Origin of the sequence: Martinezella hainanensis, assembly GCF_900094555.1 — a bacterium.
Classification (GTDB): domain Bacteria; phylum Pseudomonadota; class Alphaproteobacteria; order Rhizobiales; family Rhizobiaceae; genus Rhizobium; species Rhizobium hainanense.
In genome coordinates this window covers 504,133-524,540 of sequence record NZ_FMAC01000004.1, presented here as the reverse complement: position 1 = coordinate 524,540, position 20,408 = coordinate 504,133, and the positions used below count along the sequence as shown (strand labels likewise).

The following is a 20,408-nucleotide window of genomic DNA, read 5'->3' as shown; positions in this document are numbered from 1 at the left end:
GGAGTGCGCTCCTGCCTCATCCGAAATTCGGGGTTCGTCTAACATAGGATATTGAGACTCGCAACACGCGTATTCGACGAATACGCCATTCGGGCGAATTTATGATGTCAAAATTCAAAAACCATGGGGATAGCGCAGGCGAATTTGGCTGCACTGGAGCGCTTTTCGGCTCAAATATAGCCGAGACCGTAGAGAAAAGGTAGCGCAGCCAGCGCAGCCTGCACAACCAGAAGAAGAAGGCTCAAAAATATGCTGCCCCGATCGGACATCAGCGAGAGGATGCGACCGAACGCCGCGACACCGAAGGACGCGCCAAGCGCGAGATAGATCATCGGCTGCGCGAGCAGGATCGCCATCAATCCAAAGCCGACCATGAAGCCGCCGGCCGAACGCGCTTCGGCATAGGCTTCCGACCGCCCTTCCTTCACCTGCAGCTTGAGGAAGCGGTAGGCGTAGCCCGGCGCGAACATCAGGAAGAGACCAATCAGCGCCGTAACGGCGGCCGAACAATAGGCAAGCCGCTCACCGAATTCTGTCGGAAAATAAAGCTCCATTGGTCGCCCCCAAATCAGCCGCGTACAAATCACCTAAGTGAGACGGCCGACTTATGGCATGATCCGGTCAAATAGGGAAAGGCGCAGCCAGGATATCCGTCGCGTCAATCACAGAAAGCTTTGCGGATCGATATCAAGCTGCACCTGCACGGAGCCGCGCTCCTTCGGCGATTGTGCCAGCATGGCCCGCAGGAAACCCTGCATGTCGGAATTGCGCCGGCCATGCACGAGCAGGCGGAAACGGTGGCGGCCGCGCACCAGCGCGATCGGCGCTTCGGCCGGGCCTAACACCGAAATGCCTGTCACCTGCGGCGCCGCATTGCGCATGCCGCGCGCATGGGTCTCGGCATCCTGCCTGGTATCGGCGGAGACGATGATCGAGGCGAGCCGGCCGAAGGGCGGCAAGATGGCCCTCTCCCGCTCCGAAATCTCGCGCTCGTAAAAGGCGCTGGCATCGCCGGACACGATCGCCTGCATGACGGGATGCTGCGGCTGATAGGTCTGCAGCAATCCGTGGCTCTTCAGACCGGTTCGACCGGCGCGTCCCGTCACCTGCGACAGGAGCTGGAACGTGCGCTCGGCGGCGCGCGGATCGCCATTCGCCAGGCCGAGATCGGCATCGACGATGCCGACCAGCGTCATCAGCGGAAAATTATGTCCCTTGGCGACGAGCTGCGTACCGATGACGATGTCGGCCTCGCCCTTGGCGATTGCATCGAGCTCCAGTCTCAGCCGCTTGACGCCGCCCATGATGTCGGAGGAGAGCACGATCGTCCGCGCGTCGGGGAAATGCCGTTCCACCTCTTCGGCGATGCGCTCGACGCCGGGGCCGCAGGCAACGAGGTGGTCGAGCGTGCCGCATTCGGGGCACGCCTCCGGCGTGCGCTCGGCATAGCCGCATTGATGGCACTGGATCTGGTTGCGGAAGCGGTGCTCCACCAGCCAGCTCGAACATTGCGGGCACTGGAAGCGATGGCCGCAAACACGGCAGAGCGTCAGCGGCGCATAACCGCGCCTGTTGAGGAACATGAGCGCCTGCTCGCCCTTGGCAACCGTCTTGCCGATCGCGCGGATCATGACTGGCGAAAGAAAGCCGCCGCGCTCCGGCGCATGCCGGCGCATGTCGATCAGATGCAGATCCGGAAGCGCCGCATCGCCATAGCGCGTCGGCAGGTGGATTGTCGTGTAGCGTCCGCTCTGGCCGTTGACCTGGCTTTCCACCGAAGGCGTGGCCGACACCAGCACGACGGGAAAATCACCGATGCGGCCGCGCACCACGGCCATGTCACGCGCATTGTAATAGACGCGATCCTCCTGCTTGTAGGCAGGATCATGCTCTTCATCGACGATGATGAGCCCGAGATCCTCGAAAGGCAGGAAGAGCGCCGAGCGAGCCCCGGCCACGACCCGCACCTCACCGGTGACGGCCTGACGCCAGACCTTTTCGCGCATTTTCGGAGCGAGATCGGAATGCCATTCGGCCGGCTTGGCGCCGAAGCGATCCTGAAAGCGTTCGAGAAAGCTCGCCGTCAGCGCGATCTCCGGCAAAAGGATCAGCACCTGCTTGCCGCGCCTCAACGTTTCCGCGATGGCCTCGAAATAGACCTCCGTCTTGCCGGAGCCGGTGACGCCATCGATCAGCGAAACCGCGAATTCGCCCTTGCGCACATCGGCCAGGATCTCGTCGGCCGCATCCTTCTGCGGCCCCTGCAGCCGCGACGCGGTGAACTCCGGATCGGGCTTGGCGACCACAGGGGGCGGCGGCAGGAAGATAGTTTCGAAAATGCCCTGCGAGATCAGCCCGTCGACGACGCTGGTGGAGACACCCGCCGCATGCGCAAGGCCGAGCCGCGTCCAGGCCAATCCGTCGGCGGCAATCTCCATCACCTTGGCGCGAGCCGGTGTCAGACGTTCCGGCTGGCCGCCGATGAAGCGCAGGCCTTCTACCATCGGTTCGGGATCGAAGGCGGCAGGCGCGCGCAGGGCCATGCGCGCCACAAGCCCTGGCGGCGACAGCGTATAAGTGGCAACCCAATCGACGAAATCGCGCATATGCCTGCCGAGCGGCGGGCAATCGAACACATGGCTGATCGGCCGAAGCTTCTTCGGATCGACACCACCATCGTCCTCGCCATCCCAGACGACGCCGATGACCTGTCTTGGCCCGAGCGGCACCTGCACGACGGAGCCCGGCTCCACCGCCATGCCCTCCGGCACGGCATAGGAATAGGCCCTCGGCGCCGGCATCGGCACGAGAACGGGAACCGTACGGCTCATCACAGGCTTTGCGGGCGCCGCCTCGAAAAGCACACCGAACAGATCGGAAGAATCTTTGCTCATTGCGCCAGACCATGCCCCGGACGGATGCAAAAGGAAACCCGGGAGCAGCGCCTGATTGCTTGCAAAATGCGGACGGCCCGCAGCCGAGGTGAATATCCTGCGTTACGCAGCAACCTTACCAACATCGGTCCAAAGCGGACAGTCTCGTTTGCAATCACGGCGATGGTTGTTCCGGCTTCGGAACGTCCGAGGACAAAGCGTCACGCTCGGCAAAGATGTTTTCCATTTCCGCCATATTCTGGGTCCCCCAGGTGCAAAGCGGGACGATCGCGACGGCCAGGCTGCGGCCAAGAGGAGTGAGCGCGTAGTCCACACGCGGCGGCACCTCCTTGTAATCGGTCCGCGCCAGAACGCGATCGACCTCCAACTCCTTCAATTGCTGGATCAGCACCTTGTCGCTAACGCCCTTTATCGTGCGCTTGAGCTCGCCGTAGCGCTTCGGGCCGTCGAGCAGGAAGTACAGGATCAGCGGCTTCCACTTGCCGGCGATGATGCGCAGCGTGACGGCCAGTCCGTGGGAGTATCCTATACCGCAGTGATCGGAAGGTTCAGTCATTTTTTCCATACTTACCAAAAGGTGCATACTTGTCCTCAGGTAAGCACTTTCTTAGCTTCTGTGCAACTTCAACAGAGGATGCACAGCATGACTAGACTGAATGGAAAGACCGCCGTGATCACCGGCGGCGCTACCGGCATTGGTCGCGCAGCGGCAAAGCGCTTCATCGAGGAAGGCGCCTTCGTCTTCATCTTCGGCCGCCGGCAGGAGGCGCTCGATGTGGCTCTGGCCGACCTCGGGCCGAATGCCCGCGCGGTGAAGGGCTCGGTCTCCGATCTCGGCGATCTCGACCGCCTCTACGCGGCGGTGAAGGCCGAGCGCGGAACCCTCGACGTCGTCTTTGCCAATGCCGGTGCCGGAAGCCAGCTTCCGCTCGGCGAGATCACCGCCGAGCACATTGACGAAACCTTCGACACCAATGTGAAGGGTACGATCTTCACGATCCAGAAGGCGTTGCCGTTGATGGGTCAGGGCGGCTCGATCATCCTCACCGGATCGAGCGCCGGCACGACGGGCGCGCCGGCAATGAGCGCCTACAGCGCCAGCAAGGCCGCAGTGCGCAACCTCGCGCGCACCTGGGCGGAGGATCTCAAGGGCACCGGCATCCGGGTCAACGTGCTGTCGCCCGGGGCGACGGCGACAGAACTCGCGAAGGAGGCGCTCGGCGAGGAAGGCCAGAAGGTCTTCGCCTCGATGACCCCGCTCCAGCGCATGGCCGATCCCTCGGAGATCGGGGCGGTGGCTGCCTTCCTCGCGTCTCAGGACAGCAGTTTCATGACCGCCAGCGAAGTCGCCGTCGACGGTGGCCTTGCGCAACTCTGAAACGCTACGCCGGTCGGGCGCTCCATTTGATTATTTGGAGCGCCTTGAGGCGTGATAAACCGAAGGAGACCCTATGAGCCGCGCAATCATCGGCATCGACAAGATCGGCCGGGCTCTGGCCGTAACCTCCACCCGAAACGGCATCGAAGTACCCGCTGCGACACCAGTCTCCACTTACTGTTGAACGAAATCCGTTCAACCGGGTTCGGACATGAACTGAGCCGTTTGAAAATCTCTCGCTCACCAGGTGAAACGAGGACCGAAGGAGCCATAGGAGCCCGGCGCCGACCCGCTTGGATCCAGCTGATTATCCCGTTGGACTCTGTCTTCCCATCGCCGACGCTCGGCCGCCTTGTCTTTCGCAGAGGCTGTTGACTTGCTCGCGATCACGGAACGGGATTGACCGCCAGTTCCGCCGAACGTCGAGCAGGAGACAAAGAAAACGGCGGGAAAGGTAATCAGAACGCCTAGGGCAACCACCCTCGTGAGCCCATGGTAAATCGGCTGCATGGACATCCCCAATGCTCTCTGTGACCATTTGTAATCAAGGGCGAGGTTATTCGATTTCGCATCGAGTGGAAACCGGAGGCTGTTCGGATTTCCGCGTGATCGGCGGGAACCGATGCTCCGGGCTCACAAGGAAACCCGGGAGTGCCGTGCGATTGCTCGCAAAATGCGGACGACCTGCAGCTGTAATGAATATCCGGCGTTATGCAGCAACGCCACCAATTACCAATATCGACCCAAAAACAGACGATCGGCTGTGGGTCAACTTGTTCCGGAGGTGACAGTCCAGTAGGCGACGAAATCAGGATCGTGTACGGCATTCCCAGCGCCATCCGTATAGATGCCCGGATCCGCCCTCTCGAAGACCTCGAGCATGGGCGGAAGATTTATCTCCTCTTGGATTTCGTCGCCTTCGATCCTGATTGTTATTCCCCAACGTTGATCCACGGATTTGATGTAGCCATGAAATTGCTCTTCTTTCGTTACCGTTCCGTCGGGTTGACGGTAGGTAATTCCGAGTAGAACCAAAGTTCCAAGGATTTCATCGGCAAAAGCTTGATCCCAATTGGGATCAATTTCATTCTTATCTAGCCAATCCGTGCGTTCCATTGAATTACCCAATGCCTCAACAGTTTGAAGCTGTCCTGTTGGCCGAGGCAGCTCGATCCAACCAAAAGAGAAATATCCAGATGAAGCAACCTGAATACTGCACCGTATCTCGATCTCCAACAGTTGAAGAATATTTGCATCTTCGTGCGGTTGCTGGCTTGAGTGCGTTTTCTGAAGGTGCTGCGCGCGTGGGTCTGAATGGAACGATCTATTCCGTGGTGATTACATACGAAAGCTTAGCAATCGGAATGGGTCGATTGATCGGTGACGGTGGCTGCTTTTTCCAGGTCGTGGATATCGCTGTTCATCCCGAGCACCAGGGACGTGGACTCGGGAGAGCGATCATGGAAGCGATCATGACATATGTCTCACAAGAGCTGCCCCCTTCTGCATATGTCAGCCTCATAGCGGATGTTCCCGCAAACAAGCTCTATGAGAAATTTGGCTTCGTTGAGACCGCCCCAAGGTCTCTAGGAATGGCATATCGCGTAGTACGTTAAGGCGAACACGAAAGCTCAGCAGCTCAATGGCCACCGATGGCGCAACATTGCCGCGAGCGACTGCCACCCGCTCCCTGAACATCAAAGCCTTCACAACACCCCAGACAACCTCCCACCCTCGCGAATCCGAAGCTTCGGCCGATCGAAATCGTCATTGTCAATAATCGCATCGGCGACAAGAGCAGGCGCAGCCAGGCTTTCATAAAGCGCAAAGGCCGGTCGGTATCGATCGGCGTAGAGCTGGCGGGTCGTCTCCGTTCCGCCCAGAAGCGCGGTGTCGCGCGCAATGCCGCGCTGCTCGGATACCTGCTCCGAGGCTTCGACGAAGATGGCGAGGTCCCAGCCATCCCGCAATTCCGGCCGCTGCAGAAAGGTGCCGTCGACGATGAGGATCGCGTCGGCTGGCGCAAATTGCGGATCCTGGTGGATCGGCACGTCATTGTGCAGGTCGAAGGAGGCAGTGCGATACCATTGATCGCCACCCGGCCCCAGGGGCTTGAGCAGCAGTGTATTGATCGCCGGAAGATCGCGTGCATCGTGGTAATAGCCCTCGGCGGAGTGCCGGCCGCGCGCATAGCGCTCCACCTTCGGCCGGTGGAATCCATCGATCGAGGTGCGGATGATATCTCGTCCGCTGGTCTTGAGGCACTCGGCCAGTTCGTTCGCCAGCGTGGTCTTGCCTGACGCTGTGCGGCCGTCGATCGCAACACGGATCGGCCGCGCCAGGTCGAGGCTTGCGATTATCGTAGCTAGGTCGGTCAACAAAGCGGCTCTGTTCAAAGAGGTCATTTCAAAAATTCCTTTTGGGATGCTTCCATGTCGTAAAAAATGAGGGCGCCCCTGACGGCTGCTACTCGTCGTCATCGTCAATCACGCCGGTCAGCCGCATGCCGTCGATCCAGGTGGAACCGTCTTCGCGGATGACTCGGCGCGGTCTTGCTCCGCAGCGCTCGCGCACCGCCTGCGCCAGAACTTCGGAATGGGTGACGATCCAGATCTGGCTGTTTTTCGCGGCTTGCGCGATCATATCGGCAAGCGGCGTCAGCATGTCGGGATGCAGGCTCGCCTCCGGCTCGTTGAGCGCGATCAGCGGCGGCAGGCGGTAGGACATCAGGGCGGCGGCAAGGCCAAGGAAGCGGATCTGGCCGTCCGATAGTTCGCGCGGCTGGAAGACGCGGTTGGGAAATTCCGGCAACATCAGCCCGAAATCCGCCGTTTCCTCCGGCGCAGGCACGACGAGCCGCGCCCCGCCGAGGGCAGCGGCAATCACCCGGTCGAGCTCGACCGTGTCTCCGCGAATATGCGTGAGCGTGGCGAAAACGGCGGCAATATTGGCGCCATCCTCATCCAGCATCGGCGATGTCACCGCCAGGCACGGCGCGCGCAGAGGCGAACCGCGATCGGTGCGAAAACCGTGAAAGAAGCGCCAGGCATCGACTGCGCGGCGGAAGGTGCCGATTTCCGGATAATGTCCGGCATCGCCAAGCAGCGCGACCGCGGTTTCCGAAGGCAAGGCCTGCTCGCGATAGGCCTCCATGCGGCCGGTCTCGCCGCGAACCGAAATGCCCGCCCCTTCGCGCTTCATCATCGTCACCGGCCGACGTCCACCTTCGAACGAAAGCTCCTCGGCCTTGATTTCGGGCTCGAGCGCGAAACCGGCGGCGCCTGGCGGCCGCATGCCGGCCTCGATCCAGTAGCGGAAGGTCGCTGCCCGCTCCATGTCGAGCAGCTCGACATCGAAGCGGATCCGGGGCGACTCATGCGAGCGCCGCTTGCCCGACCACATGGCCGAGAACATACCGCCCTCGCTGGAGATTTCATGCGCCAGCCTGCCCCGAACCGCAGCCTGCACGAGCTGCAACGAGCGATAGAGGTTGGACTTGCCGACACCATTCTCGCCGATGAACAGATTGACATCGGAGAGATCCATTCGGATCGAGCGCAGGGAGCGATAATTGCGGGCAAACATCGAGCGTAGCTGCATGCCACGCGGTTTAGCCGATTCCCATATTAAAGAGAATGCGAAACCAGGGTCTCATCCTGGGCCGAAGGGACGAGAGGCACAAAGGTTGCATTGCCGTCGGCCGCAAGATCGAACACCGTGTGCTTCTCCAATGCCTTCGTCACCTCGTTCACGTCGCCGTCCAGATGCTCGACGGGAATGAGGTTGCCGACCAGGAAATCAAACCGGTCGCCGCGCTTGTTGAGCAGTTCGTGGAAGACGGTCATGTCGCGCAGCTCCGTCGACCATTTGGCGAACCAGTAGAACAGGCCGGAATTACGCGCCGTCAGATGCACGGGCAGGATCGGCAGATTGTATTTGCGCGCGAGACCCACGGCGGATGTCTTCCATGGCCGCTCGTTCAGCTTCCCGTTCGCCCAGTAGGCGATGCGGCCGGACGGGAAGAGCACGGTCACCTTGCCCTCCGCGACGGCGCGGTTGGTCAGTTGCAGCGTCTCGCGCGTCTTCGGCTTGCTCTTGTATTCCTCGCGCCATTCGACCGGGATAATCATCTCCGCAAACCGCGGATTGACGCGCACCGCATCGCGATTGGCAAAGATCATCATGTCGGGACGGTGCGACTTCAGGAGATCGAAGACGGCGACGCCATCGGCAATGCCGGTCGGGTGGTTGCTGACGAGAATGAAACCGCCGGATGCGGGAATACGGTCGGCATGGGTGACGCCGATGTCGAGCCGCAGCAGATCGCTCATATATTCGAAGCACTGGAAGCCGGAAAGCTTGGCGACATCATCGGCGAATTCGATCGCCTTATTGTAGCGTAGAAGCGTGTAGAGAAACGGACGCATGAGCGGCCAGAGCGGATTGCGCACGATCTTCTGCCCGCGCTCGGCAATCAGAGTATCGACAATATGTCCGGGCTGGCCCTGAGACACCAAAGCGATCGCTTCTGCAATCTGTCCCAGTGCAGTTATCGAACCGCGGCGTGCCATGAAGTGTCCTGAATGGTTGAGATATATTCTATCGCAATCGAATATGATCGAAGCATGACAAGCGCCTCGCATATGGCGACCGAACGACCGGAGATCCTGGATCGGCCCATATGCTGTCTTATTTAGAGTGCGACAGCGCTCGCAGCGCGGGGGAAACGCACCGAAAGCGACAGGAAAGTTAGCGATTCCATAACCTTCCTTCCTTCAAAGTGGCAGAAGGAATCCGAATTTCAAGGGGTTTTCCACTGAACGAATTGCTTGTTATCGCCGACTCCAGGTTGATGGCGGAACGCGGCCGCTGGCTCGATGCGCTCGGCCGGGAGCGGCGGCTCGCCGCGCATACGCTCAATGCCTATGAACGCGATACGCGGCAATTCCTGACCTTCCTCACCGGCCATCTCGGCGGCCCGGCGACGATCGAGGATATTCACGCGCTTCGCCCCGCCGACTTTCGCGCTTTTCTGGCAGCGCGCCGCAAGGATGGCGCGGGCGCGCGTTCGCTCGGGCGCAACCTTGCCGGTCTTCGCTCGCTGCTGCGCTATCTCGAAAAGAAGGGGCTGGTAAACGCCGCCGGTGCTGCCGCCGTTCGATCGCCGAAACAGCCGAAATCGCTTCCAAAACCGCTCTCCGACAAGCAGGCGATCACCGTCGTCAGTGACGAGGCGCAGCTGCACGAGGAACCATGGATCGCCGCGCGCGATGCCGCCGTGCTGACCCTGCTCTATGGCTGCGGGCTACGCATTTCCGAGGCGCTGGATCTGAAGCCGCAGGATTTTCCGCCGGGCGCAACCTCACTGCGCATCACCGGCAAGGGCAACAAGACGCGGCTGGTGCCGCTGCTGCCGATCGTCATCGAAGCGGTCGACCAATACCGCAAGCTCTGCCCCTATCATCTCGATGTGGATGGTGCGCTCTTTCGCGGCGCGCGCGGCGGTAAGCTGCAACCGGGCATCATCCAGCACGGCATGCAGAAATTGCGCGGCGCCTTCGGGCTGCCGGATACGGCAACGCCGCACGCGCTTCGCCATTCCTTCGCGACCCATCTGCTCGCCGGCGGTGGCGATCTGCGCACCATCCAGGAGCTGCTCGGCCACGCGAGCCTCTCAACGACGCAGGTCTATACGGGCGTCGATTCCTCGCGCCTGCTCGAGGTCTACGACCGCGCCCATCCGCGTGCATAAGGAATGATTAACCTCTCGCGTTAAGGGAATTTCCGTCTCGCTCGCGTAAAGCAGAATCATGTCCCGGCATGCCTCCTGAAAGCCGCTTTCGGGCGTTAGCGGTCATGCTCTCTGCGAATGGAAGATTATGATGATTTCTGCCCTCGGGTCCAAGACGATGCGGTCGATGAAGCCGACGCTTGGCGATATGCTGCTCTGGCTTGCCACGGCCTTTCCGCTGATGCTCGCCATCCTGTTGATTGCGACCATGCTGACGTTGCAGCCGGCCCATGCCGAGGGAGCGGTGTCCGACAGTTGCGGCGGCAAGGATCTCATGGCCGACCTTCAGAAGACCGATCCGGCAAAATACGCCTCCATCATCGCCGCCGGCGACAAGGTGGAAAACGGCAAGGGCATCTTCTGGAAGATCGAGAAGCCCGGTCTGAAGCCCTCATGGCTGCTCGGTTCCATGCATGTCTCGGATTCGCGCGTGCTCACCCTGCCAAAGGGGGCTGCAGATGCCGTTGCATCAGCCGATACGATCGTTGTTGAATCGGACGAGATCCTCGACGACAAGAAAGCCGCCGCCGCCCTCTTCGCCAATCCTTCACTCACCATGCTGACCGACGGCTCGACCATCAGCCAGCATCTGTCGCCGGAAGACAACGCCCGGCTGGAAGCAGGGCTGAAGGAGCGCGGCATTGCGCTCGCCGCCGTTTCCCGCATGCAGCCCTGGCTGATCTCGAGCTCCTTCGAGATGACGGGCTGCGAGGTTCGCCGCAAGACGGCCGGTGCGAAATTCCTCGACCAGAAACTGGCGACCGACGCCGCGGCCGAAGGCAAGAAGGTCGTCGGTCTCGAAACGCTGGCCGAGCAGGCCAAGGCCATGAGCGACCTGCCGATCGCGCTCCACCTGAAGTCGCTGATGCAGACACTCGAGCTGGGCGACAAGATCAACGACGTCAACGAAACCATGACCGGGCTCTATCTCGCCGGCAATATCGGCGCGATGATCCCGATGTTGAAGGTGATCGAACCGGACCAGAAGATCACCGACGACGATACCGCCGCCTTCGAACAGCGCATCATCCTCGACCGCAACAAGGTCATGGCCGAGCGCGCGGCACCGGTTCTCGACAAGGGCAACGCCTTCATCGCCGTCGGTGCGCTTCACCTCGTTGGCGACAAGGGTCTCGTGGCGCTGCTGCGCAAGCAGGGCTTTACGGTGACGGCGGTGAACTGACACGGCGGGCGGCACACCCACAACTACTGCTTGAGTTGGATAACTCTGTCGGTCATACTGACGCGGTGTTGTTCCGAGCCGCATCGGCATTCTTATGAGAAACAATTCCCTTGTAAGCTTTGCAGGCCGCTTCAGAGGCATTGCGTCCCGTGTTGCTGCGCTGCTCCTGCTAGCCGCCCTTCTGTCCGTGCCAGCCGGTTCACCAGCGCTGGCAGATAATTCCGGGTCATGTGGCGGTAAGGATCTGCTGTTGCAATTGCGGAAGAATGATCCGTTCCGCTACGGAGCGATCATCGACGATGCATCGAAAGTCGCAAACGGCTACAGCATCTTCTGGAAGATCGAAAAGCCCGGCGTCGAGCCTTCATGGCTTTTGGGCACGATGCATTCCAGCGACGAACGGGTGCTGAAACTACCGGCCGAATTTCACGATGCCTTCGACAGCATCGACACTCTGGTCCTGGAGCTGAAGGAAATCGCCAATCCCAACACGATTGCGCTGGAGCTTTTGAAGCATCCGGAGCTGACGATGCTGCCGCCTCAAAAGAATCTGGATCAAATTCTGCCGCCTGAGGAGACCGCGCAGATCGCGGCCGGGCTTGCCAAAAGAGGCGTACCGATCACCTCCGTTCTACGCATGCGCCCCTGGTTCATTTACATGACGCTCTTGGCGTGCACCGCCCAGCAAAATGCCAATGGCCAATATGTCCTCGACAGGCAATTGGCCGTGGATGCGGAAAAGAACGGCGTGGATATCGAAGGTCTCGAAACGCCGCTCGAGCAATTCCAGGCGATGGCGGACCTCTCCGATGAGCTGACGATGAAAGGGCTTCTGGAGGCTTTTAAGCTGCCCTACAACATGAACGACATCACAGAGACCTTGGTCGGGCTCTATGTGACGGGGAATAGCGGCTTGATGAAAGCCTTCGTCGAAGGCCTTTCCGATGACAAGACGATCGACATCACGTTCATGAAGCGTATCGTCAGCGATCGCAATGAATTGATGGCGAAGCGCATCTTGCCCTATATCGAGAAAGGAAATGTAATGATGGCCGTTGGCGCTCTGCATCTCCCGGGCGATCATGGCGTCGTCGAGCTACTGCGCAAGCAAGGTTACACGCTGACCCCGGTCAATTGACCGCCCGCATGCGCTTGCCGAAATCGGCAAGCATCGTCGCGACGATCAGACGGTGGAACGGCGCAATCAGCGCAATATAGATCCGGCCGAGCAATATCTTCCGCCTGACGAGTGTGGTGGCGTCGACAAGCCGGCGCCCCTGAGCGTCCTCCCGCACGTCGATGACGACCCGAAAATCGAGATGCTTGTCATCGAAACCGAGTACGACCTGATCGTCGGACTGGCTGACGACAGGAAAGAAGCCGATCCTTTCCAGCCCATCAGCCTGGTGGCTCCGGGTGGATCTCAATCCAAACGGGCCGGTCGCCGCGTCGCGCAGGCGCAGCAGAAGCCGCACCCACAATGGAAAGCGGCTGAGCATGGAGTGTGCTGCGACAATGGCCGTGAGATCCGACTTCGGAACCTGCAGTTCATAGCAATCCGCCCAATCCGCACCCGGCAATGCGGGATGCGGCATGTGCGGCTTCATCATGAGGGGCCTTACTGACATCGTTTCATCCGTCGATCTGCATCCCATGCAATCTAGCATAGGCTGCAAGCCAACCCGATTCGCAAATGGCAGCTGCGGCAATTTGGCCGGCGGATCGCCGCCTAGAGCGGTTCAGCTTTTCACGGAATCTCTGAGCCGCTCTATTCCTTTGTTTCACGCAATTCCTGACGGAAAACCGCTACGCACTTTTCCTGGAATTGCTCTGGAGCGTGATGCCGAAAAGTGTAGGCGGTTTTCGGACGACATCACGCTCTACTTCTTTGATGCTGGAGAGGATTCAGATTTTAGGTCGAACAGGCCTAAAATCATTCGGCTCTAGCGAACCGCGGATCCGGTGGTCGGCAATATCTTCAGCCGCCAGGATGTGCCCGGCTTCAGATAGGTCGCCGCGATGGCACGGACATCCTCGGCGGTCACGGCCTCATAGCCGCTGATGCTCCTGCGAATACGGTCGAGGCGCCGAGGGTCCCTCTGGGCATCGCGAAGATTCTGGACCCAATAGCCGTTGCTCTGCTGCGAGCGCTTCACCCCTTCGATGATCGGCACCTTGGCCCGCGTCAGCTCATCGGGTGAAACATCTCCATTGCCGAGATCGGCGGCGATCTTGTCCACCAGCTCGAAGAAGTGATCCACCTTGGCGGGCGTGGTTTCGACATAGAGATAGGCAAAACCATAGCCGGGGATCGATCTCGACAGATCGACTTCGCCCTGAGGGCTGTAGGTTGCTCCCTCGGCGATGCGGAACTGGTCGACCAGACGATTCTGCAGGATCGCCCCGGCGACATTGGCGGCGGCGGCTCTCGGCAGATCCGAAAGAAAATCGCCGATCTGGATGGCGACGGCAGCACCCGCGCTGTCGCTGCGCCCGTCATGAAGCCGAACGACCGGATCGGCCGTCGGTGCGGGAAAATGCACGCCGGAACCGTCGTTCTGCTTCTCTCCGTCGCCGCGGACGGCCAAGGCGCCAAAGGTCTGCGCCGTCAAGCGAATGGCATCATCGACCTCGACATCACCGGCGATGATGACCTCGATCGGTCCCTTCGAAAGAGATGGCTGAAGGAGGCCTTCGAAATCCTCGGGCTTCGCATCGACCAGCTGCGTCCGATCCGGGAACGCCCAGCGCGGATCGTTGGAATGCAAGAGGCCGGAAAGATCGCGACCGACCACGCTGCCCGGCGTTGCCTGAAGCTGGGGAAGCATGTTCAGATAGGCCTGCTGAACCCGCTTGAAGACATCGGGGCGATAGGCCGGATCGGCGACATAGGCCGTCAGCAGCTGCAATTGCGTCTGCAGGTCGCTCGGCCGCGTCGTGCCCTCGAATTTGAAAGCGGCGTCCTGAATGGCGAAATCGATGCCAACGGTTTTGGCAGCAAAGGCCTTCTGCATATCGTCATAGCTGATGGCCTTCAGGCCGGATAACGGCAGCGCCGGTGCCGCCCAGATCGGCGACGGTCGATCACTCGGCAGGTCCAGCCGGCCATGGCCGACTTCGGCCCGCACCAAAACCTCGTCGGCGCGATACTTGGTCGGCTTGACAGTCAGGCGGACGCCATTGGCAAAACGGACCATCGTAACGCCGAGATCATCGACCGTGCGGCGCTCGACGACATCGCCCGGCTTGCCGAAATCGGTATAGGGCCATGCGACCGAAGCCGTATGTTCCGGGGCCTTGACTGCCACGGCACGCGAATCGGCATAGGCCTTCCCGACAGCGGCATCCCCGCCCTCGGGCATTTGCGGGATTTGTAGCACCAGCTGCGGACCATTGTCGGCAAAGACGCGCTGCAGAGCCTGGTTGACCTCATCTGCGCTTAGGTCTTTCATCGCGACATCAAACAGCGCCAGATCTTCCGCAGGCGAGGTAAAAACCATGTTCTCGCCGACACTCCAGTTGAGCGAACCGGCAATATCGGGGCTCGTGCGCGTCGCGGCGCCGCTCGCGGCCGCCTGCAGCATCGAGCGAGTTTCGGCTATTTCACGGTCGATCTCGCTTTGATCGACGCCGAACTGCGCAATGCGCCGTTGCTCCTGATCGATAGCCGCAAGGGCGACTTGCCAGTTAGTGGGATCGCTGTCGGCGGCAACCATCGCGACATGGGCTGATTTCAGCAGATCCTGCGCACCGGCCTGCGCGCTGACGAAAGGTGGATTGGGCTGCTGCGCCAGAAGGGATAGGCGCCGGTTGAGAACAGCGAGGCCAATATCCTCCACCAGCTGCGCGCGGCGCTTGGCAGCGATATCCGGCGAAGCGTCGTAGGGTCGTGCCCAGGCAAGCTGCACGCGGGTCGCACCACCAGGCACGACGACCGTGCCGACGCGCTCTCCATGACTTTGGAGAGTGCCGAGATCAGGGTCTGCGGGTGCAGGTGCGGCGGCGGCCCAATTGCCGAACCGGTTGCGGATATCGGCTTCGATGGCGGCCGCATCGATATCCCCCACCACGATCAAGGTCGCGCGATCGGGGCGATAATAGGTGCGATAGAAGTCCCGCAGCAGATCGACGGGCGCATTGCCGATGATATCGGTCTTGCCGATCGGCGAGCGCTGCGGCACACGTTGACCCGGCAGCAGTTGAGCGAGGAAACCGGTTCCGCCACGATATTGCGGCGTATCACGCAACTTCTCTTCCGAAAGAATGACGCCGCGTTCGCGATCGAAGGCGCCGGCATCGAGCGTCAACTCGCTCGCCGTCTCGCGCATCAGCATCAGGCCGGTCGAAACCGTCTCCTGATTGGCTTCGGGCAGATCCAACGCATAAACAGTTTCACCGTAGCTGGTGGACGCATTGGTATCCGCACCGAAGGCGAGGCCGAGGCGCTGAAGGGTGCGCACCATCTCGCCTTCCGGCACATGGGTCGATCCCTTGAAGGCCATATGCTCGAGGAAATGCGCCAGGCCCTGCTGGTCATCGCGCTCCTGCAGCGAGCCGGCACCGATGCGGAAGCGGATCGCCACCTGACCGGCCGGCGTCGCATTATGCATGACGGCATAGCGCATGCCGTTCGGCAAGGCGCCGAACCGTATCCCCTGCTCTACAGGCAGATCGCTGACCGCCTGGGGCCAGTTCGCGGCCGGCGCTTCGGCCATGGCCGGCGCTGCAACGATCGCGAGGGATGCGAACGTCACTGCAATGAAGAGTTTTAAGGATGCGCGAACGGATAGGATCTGACGTGACATGCTTGCTCTGGCGGTGAGAACGAATGGATGATGCGATGCACGGGAGCGCCGTACATCGCATCATCAGGCAAGCATTGCAATCCCGGCGACTACTCAGCCGGAATGCAGGTCTTACATGTGGATCGGCTTGAAGAAGGTCGCGAGTGCTGCTTCCTTGACGGCTTCCGACATGGTGGGATGCGCATGGCAGGTGCGGCCAAGGTCTTCCGACGAGCCGCCGAATTCCATCAGCACGGCAATCTCGTGGATCATCTCGCCGGCACCGAAGCCGACGATATGGCCGCCGAGAACGCGATCCGTTTCCTTGTCGGCCAGGATCTTGACGAAGCCGTCCGTCGCCAGCATGGCGCGTGCGCGGCCATTGGCCGAGAACGGGAACTTGCCGACCTTGTAGGCGATGCCTGCGGCCTTCAGCTCTTCCTCTGTCTTGCCGACGGAGGCGACTTCCGGCTGGGTGTAGACGACGCTCGGGATGACGTCGTAGTTCACATGGCCGGCCTGACCTGCAAGGATTTCTGCAAGCGCAACGCCTTCGTCTTCCGCCTTGTGCGCGAGCATCGGACCCTTCACGACGTCGCCGATGGCGTAGATGCCAGCGACGTTGGTCTTGAAGTGACCATCGATTTCGACGCGGCCGCGATTGTCGAGCGCAACGCCGGCTTCCTCGAGACCGAGGCCGGCCGTGTACGGCTTGCGGCCAGTGGCGACGAGCACGACATCGGCATCGAGCACAACCTTGTCGCCACCCTTGACCGGTTCGAAAGTGACCTTGGCGCCGGTGCCGATTTTTTCCACGCCAACCACCTTGGCGCCGAGATGGAACTCGAGACCCTGCTTGGCCAGCATACGCTGGAACTGCTTGGAGACTTCGCCGTCCATGCCGCCGAGGATGGTGTCGAGATATTCGACGACAGTGACCTTGGCGCCGAGACGCGACCAGACCGAGCCGAGCTCGAGGCCGATGACGCCGCCGCCGACCACGATCATCTTGGCCGGCACCTTGTCGAGCGCGATGCCGCCGGTCGACGAGATGATGACCTTCTCGTCGATTTCGAGCGGAACGCCCGGAATGCCGGCAACGTCCGAGCCGGTGGCGATGACGATATTCTTGCCTTCGATCTCGGTCACCTTGCCGTCATCGGCAGTGACGGAAACCTTGCCGGCCGAAACGATCTTGCCGGTGCCCTGGAAGGCATCGATCTTGTTCTTCTTGAAGAGGAAGGCGACGCCGTCGACATTCGACTTCACGGTCGCGTCCTTGTGCGCCAGCATCTTTTCAAGATTGAGTTTCGGTGCGGCGACCTCGATGCCGAGCGCATCCATGCCATGGCCGGCATGATGGAACACTTCGGAAGCATGCAGCAGCGCCTTGGACGGAATGCAGCCGACGTTGAGGCAGGTGCCGCCATAGGTCGCGCGCTTTTCGACGACCGCGACCTTCAGGCCGAGCTGCGCTGCCTTGACTGCACAGACATAGCCGCCGGGGCCGGTTCCGATAATGATCACATCGTAGGACATGTCTTAATTTCCTTGTTTTCTATCTTTGTTAGAGCATGATGCCGAAAAGTGTGAGCGGTTTTCGGGCGACATCATGCTCTACTTCTTTGATTCTAGAGCGGATTCAGATTTTAGATCGCTTCGATCTAAAATCATCCGGCTCTAATCGGCCGCCCGCGCCAGGGCGAGGCGGATGCCGAAGCCGACGAGCGCCGCTCCGGTGATGCGATTGAACCATTTGCCTGACGCGATGAAACGATCGCGCACCGGCTTGACGGTGAAGAAGGTGGAGACGCCGGCAAACCAGGCGACAAGCGCCGTCGCCATGCCGATGCCGTAGCTGAACTGGATGAGCGCCGGCGTATCGTGATGAACGAGCGTCGAAAACAGCGACAGGAAGAACAGCACCGGCTTCGGATTAAGGGCATTGGTGACAAAACCGGTCGCCAGGCAGCGCCAGACGGAAACCGGCTTGCGGTCCTCGTCGGTGATCTCGACGTCCTTTACCTTGAAGCCCGGCTGGCGGAACGACTTGATGCCGAGATAGACGAGGTAGAGAACACCGGCCCATTTGATCAGGCTGAAAAGCATCAGCGACTGCGACACGATCAGGCCGAGCCCGAGAATGGTGTAGCTGATATGGAAGAGCAGCGAGAAGCCCATGCCGAGCCCGGTCATCATGGCGGCGCGGCGGCCATGCACGATGCTCTGGCGCAGAATGACGGCGAAGTCGGCGCCGGGAACGACGATGAAGATCGAGAACACCGCCATCAGGCCGAGAAATTCGAGAATATACTGCATCTTGTCGACCCTTTCCGATCAGCGACCGCCGCTTACATTGAGGATGGAGCCCGTTATATAGGATGCGTGCGGGCTCAGAAGATAGAGGATGGCATCCGCTACTTCGTCCGCCGTACCGGGCCGCTGCATTGGAATAAGGGGGCTCATGTCGCGCGCCCGGTCGGGTAGTCCGCCGGACGCATGAATATCGGTATCGATGATGCCTGGGCGCACCGCATTCACGCGGATGCCCTCGGTCGCGACTTCGCGCGCCAAACCGAGCGTGAAGGTATCGATCGCGGCCTTGGATGCGGCATAGTCGACATATTGACCGGCGGAGCCGAGGATCGCAGCCATGGATGATACATTGACGATCACACCACCCTTGCCGCCATGCCGGGTCGACATGCGAAGCACGGCCTGACCGGCGCAAAGGATCGAACCGGTCACATTGATGCGGAACATACGATCGAGCCGCTCCGATGTCATTTCATCGACACGCTGCACACTATCGACAATGCCGGCATTGTTGACGAGCCCGTCGATGCGGCCGAAATGCGCGTCGACCTTGGCAAAGATGGCCTTGATATCCTCGGGCTTGCCGACATCGCCGGCAATCGCAATCGCCTCGCCGCCGGCGTCAACGATTGTCCCGACTACGGCCTCGGCCGCATCCTTGTTGGACGCATAATTGACCGCCACGGCCCAGCCATGCTGTGCGGCGGCAAGGCAGACTGCGGCACCGATGCCGCGGCTGCCGCCGGTCACGAGAAGAACAGGTGCATCGTCGGTCATTGATTGCATCCTTTCAAGCTAAGGACATCCCAGGGTGCGACGGTCGCCTTGCCCTTGCCCCAGAGGGACGACTTCTGGATCGAAGGGCCGAGCGCCGGGAGAAAAAGCCGGTCCGCCGCGCTCTCGCCTTCCGCCGGCAGTGCGCGGATATGGCCTTTCAGATCCGAGGCATAGACCATGCCTTGCCAGACGGTGCAGGCTCTGAGATCCGCTCCTGTCACATCCCCTTCGGGGCACTCGAACATGATCCGCCCATCGGCGCGCAATTGATCATCGCTACGCATGACGACGCCCTCGGCGACGAGAGCGGTATTGCGCACGGCAAGCTTGAACTTGTTGCTGACAGCGGATTCCGAATCCATGGGTTCGAAGCGCAGCTCGTAGGCATTGTCCATATCGACATAGACGGCCTTTTCCTGCACGCATTCTTCCGCGTAGGCAGGCATGGGATTGACCGAGCAGGCCAGCGTTATCAAGGGCATCGAGGCCAGTCGTGCCATCATATTCTGAGCCGGCATGATCATTGCCCTCCCGGCTCATGCCGGCCATCGGCATTCTCGGTCACGCCGAAATCGGTGAAGAGTACAAGCGGCCGGCCACTGGCATCGAGCCCCCAGAAAACCGGATAGAAGCCGTCGCCCCAGCCGCTCCAGAAGATCGCAACATTGCCGCGCTTGCCCGATACCGGCCGATGCATGACGTAGTTGTCGCTGTTGGCGCTCAGTTCGGACGCCAGAACATCATCATAGTAATTGACGTCGGACGACGCCTTCTCCGCCTGGACCTGCTTTTCGCGCTGCTGGATCAGCGCATAGGTCTCGGCATCCATGTAGCAACCGAGACCGGCATCGACCGGATAGCCGAAGAACTCGTCGTTCTTCAGCGAATTGATATCCTGGCCCGGGATCAGGGCGAGCTCCCAGCGCACCGGCTTGCCCTCGGCAAAGCGCATGCTGGCAGCAGCGATGCGGCCGAAAGCTTGATAGAGCGTGACGGGATAATCGCCGGGGGGAACTGCCCGGACAAGCGCCGGGCGATCAGGCCCGACAAGGGGGTCGCTGGCAACGACGCGCCCGGAGGTCAATTCCACATTGCCGATGTGCAGGATGTTGATCGAGCGAGCGGCAAGATCGGCGTCGCCAAGCGACGCCAGATCCAAATTGCTGCTGAGCTTGGAAATGTCGAGCGCGGCCGCGCCGGCGGCCGATGGCACCCATGCGGCGACGGCGCACAACAATCCGCGCAGCGTCCGCATGGGCCATGTCGACATGATCCAACGCTCCCC

The 20,408-nt window shown here is 60.8% G+C and carries 19 protein-coding genes; 5 read left to right on the top strand and 14 right to left on the bottom strand.

Going from position 1 to position 20,408, the window contains the following annotated elements:
* Nucleotides 1-170 precede the first annotated feature (170 nt).
* The 3 genes from GA0061100_RS16140 to GA0061100_RS16130 form a co-directional block, all read right to left on the bottom strand.
* On the bottom strand, nt 171-554 hold the full coding sequence (locus tag GA0061100_RS16140; protein ID WP_075853694.1) for an AGROH133_08824 family phage infection protein: 384 nt from the start codon (nt 552-554) through the stop codon (nt 171-173).
* Between the two features lie 108 nt (nt 555-662).
* A complete protein-coding gene (locus tag GA0061100_RS16135; RefSeq protein WP_075853693.1) occupies nt 663-2,894 on the bottom strand; it encodes a primosomal protein N' in 2,232 nt (743 codons plus the stop codon).
* Nucleotides 2,895-3,048: 154 nt separating this feature from the next.
* Nucleotides 3,049-3,450, bottom strand: coding sequence for a winged helix-turn-helix transcriptional regulator (locus GA0061100_RS16130; protein ID WP_075853692.1), 402 nt, complete (start codon nt 3,448-3,450; stop codon nt 3,049-3,051).
* A gap of 87 nt (nt 3,451-3,537) precedes the next feature.
* Here GA0061100_RS16130 and GA0061100_RS16125 point away from each other — a divergent pair, with 87 nt between their 5' ends.
* A complete protein-coding gene (locus GA0061100_RS16125) occupies nt 3,538-4,272 on the top strand; it encodes an SDR family NAD(P)-dependent oxidoreductase (RefSeq protein ID WP_075853691.1) in 735 nt (244 codons plus the stop codon).
* A 768-nt stretch (nt 4,273-5,040) separates the two neighbouring features.
* Here GA0061100_RS16125 and GA0061100_RS16120 read toward each other — a convergent pair.
* Nucleotides 5,041-5,388 (bottom strand): hypothetical protein, encoded by a 348-nt coding sequence (locus GA0061100_RS16120; RefSeq protein WP_075853690.1) that lies wholly within the window; start codon nt 5,386-5,388, stop codon nt 5,041-5,043.
* An 80-nt stretch (nt 5,389-5,468) separates the two neighbouring features.
* Here GA0061100_RS16120 and GA0061100_RS16115 point away from each other — a divergent pair, with 80 nt between their 5' ends.
* Nucleotides 5,469-5,888 carry a GNAT family N-acetyltransferase gene (locus GA0061100_RS16115; protein WP_075853832.1) on the top strand — a complete coding sequence of 140 codons (420 nt, stop codon included), beginning with the start codon at nt 5,469-5,471 and terminating at the stop codon, nt 5,886-5,888.
* A 90-nt stretch (nt 5,889-5,978) separates the two neighbouring features.
* On the opposite strand, the gene GA0061100_RS16110 is transcribed toward GA0061100_RS16115, so the two are convergent.
* The 3 genes from GA0061100_RS16110 to GA0061100_RS16100 all read right to left on the bottom strand — a co-directional run bounded on the left by GA0061100_RS16110 (nt 5,979) and on the right by GA0061100_RS16100 (nt 8,843).
* Nucleotides 5,979-6,650, bottom strand: coding sequence for a nucleoside/nucleotide kinase family protein (locus GA0061100_RS16110; protein WP_244557846.1), 672 nt, complete (start codon nt 6,648-6,650; stop codon nt 5,979-5,981).
* 88 nt (nt 6,651-6,738) lie between these two features.
* Complete coding sequence (locus GA0061100_RS16105) at nt 6,739-7,872, bottom strand: AAA family ATPase (protein ID WP_075853688.1); 1,134 nt, start codon at nt 7,870-7,872, stop codon at nt 6,739-6,741.
* A gap of 26 nt (nt 7,873-7,898) precedes the next feature.
* A complete protein-coding gene (locus GA0061100_RS16100) occupies nt 7,899-8,843 on the bottom strand; it encodes a GNAT family N-acetyltransferase (RefSeq protein WP_075853687.1) in 945 nt (314 codons plus the stop codon).
* 245 nt (nt 8,844-9,088) lie between these two features.
* On the opposite strand from GA0061100_RS16100, the gene GA0061100_RS16095 reads away from it, so the two are divergent.
* The 3 genes from GA0061100_RS16095 to GA0061100_RS16085 all read left to right on the top strand — a co-directional run bounded on the left by GA0061100_RS16095 (nt 9,089) and on the right by GA0061100_RS16085 (nt 12,384).
* Complete coding sequence (locus GA0061100_RS16095) at nt 9,089-10,024, top strand: tyrosine recombinase XerC (RefSeq protein WP_075853831.1); 936 nt, start codon at nt 9,089-9,091, stop codon at nt 10,022-10,024.
* Between the two features lie 130 nt (nt 10,025-10,154).
* Nucleotides 10,155-11,246, top strand: a complete 1,092-nt coding sequence (locus GA0061100_RS16090; protein ID WP_075853686.1) for a TraB/GumN family protein — start codon at nt 10,155-10,157, stop codon at nt 11,244-11,246.
* A 250-nt stretch (nt 11,247-11,496) separates the two neighbouring features.
* A complete protein-coding gene (locus GA0061100_RS16085) occupies nt 11,497-12,384 on the top strand; it encodes a TraB/GumN family protein (protein ID WP_159444785.1) in 888 nt (295 codons plus the stop codon).
* On the opposite strand, the gene GA0061100_RS16080 is transcribed toward GA0061100_RS16085, so the two are convergent.
* The 7 genes from GA0061100_RS16080 to GA0061100_RS16050 form a co-directional block, all read right to left on the bottom strand.
* The gene (locus GA0061100_RS16080; RefSeq protein ID WP_075853684.1) at nt 12,377-12,874 is read right to left on the bottom strand and encodes a DUF2867 domain-containing protein; all 498 of its coding nucleotides are present in this window, start codon (nt 12,872-12,874) and stop codon (nt 12,377-12,379) included. The genes GA0061100_RS16085 and GA0061100_RS16080 overlap by 8 nt on opposite strands.
* A 315-nt stretch (nt 12,875-13,189) precedes the next feature.
* Nucleotides 13,190-16,051 carry a M16 family metallopeptidase gene (locus tag GA0061100_RS16075; protein WP_075853683.1) on the bottom strand — a complete coding sequence of 954 codons (2,862 nt, stop codon included), beginning with the start codon at nt 16,049-16,051 and terminating at the stop codon, nt 13,190-13,192.
* A 111-nt stretch (nt 16,052-16,162) separates the two neighbouring features.
* Nucleotides 16,163-17,569, bottom strand: coding sequence for a dihydrolipoyl dehydrogenase (lpdA, locus tag GA0061100_RS16070; protein ID WP_075853682.1), 1,407 nt, complete (start codon nt 17,567-17,569; stop codon nt 16,163-16,165).
* A 141-nt stretch (nt 17,570-17,710) separates the two neighbouring features.
* Nucleotides 17,711-18,349: a LysE family translocator gene (locus GA0061100_RS16065; protein WP_075853681.1), complete on the bottom strand. Its 639-nt coding sequence runs from the start codon at nt 18,347-18,349 to the stop codon at nt 17,711-17,713.
* Nucleotides 18,350-18,367: 18 nt separating this feature from the next.
* Complete coding sequence (locus tag GA0061100_RS16060; RefSeq protein ID WP_075853680.1) at nt 18,368-19,123, bottom strand: SDR family oxidoreductase; 756 nt, start codon at nt 19,121-19,123, stop codon at nt 18,368-18,370.
* Nucleotides 19,120-19,647: a hypothetical protein gene (locus GA0061100_RS16055; protein WP_425298682.1), complete on the bottom strand. Its 528-nt coding sequence runs from the start codon at nt 19,645-19,647 to the stop codon at nt 19,120-19,122. Before GA0061100_RS16055 ends, GA0061100_RS16060 begins: the two co-directional genes overlap by 4 nt.
* Nucleotides 19,644-20,393, bottom strand: a complete 750-nt coding sequence (locus GA0061100_RS16050; protein ID WP_075853679.1) for a DUF4241 domain-containing protein — start codon at nt 20,391-20,393, stop codon at nt 19,644-19,646. Before GA0061100_RS16050 ends, GA0061100_RS16055 begins: the two co-directional genes overlap by 4 nt.
* Nucleotides 20,394-20,408 lie beyond the last annotated feature (15 nt).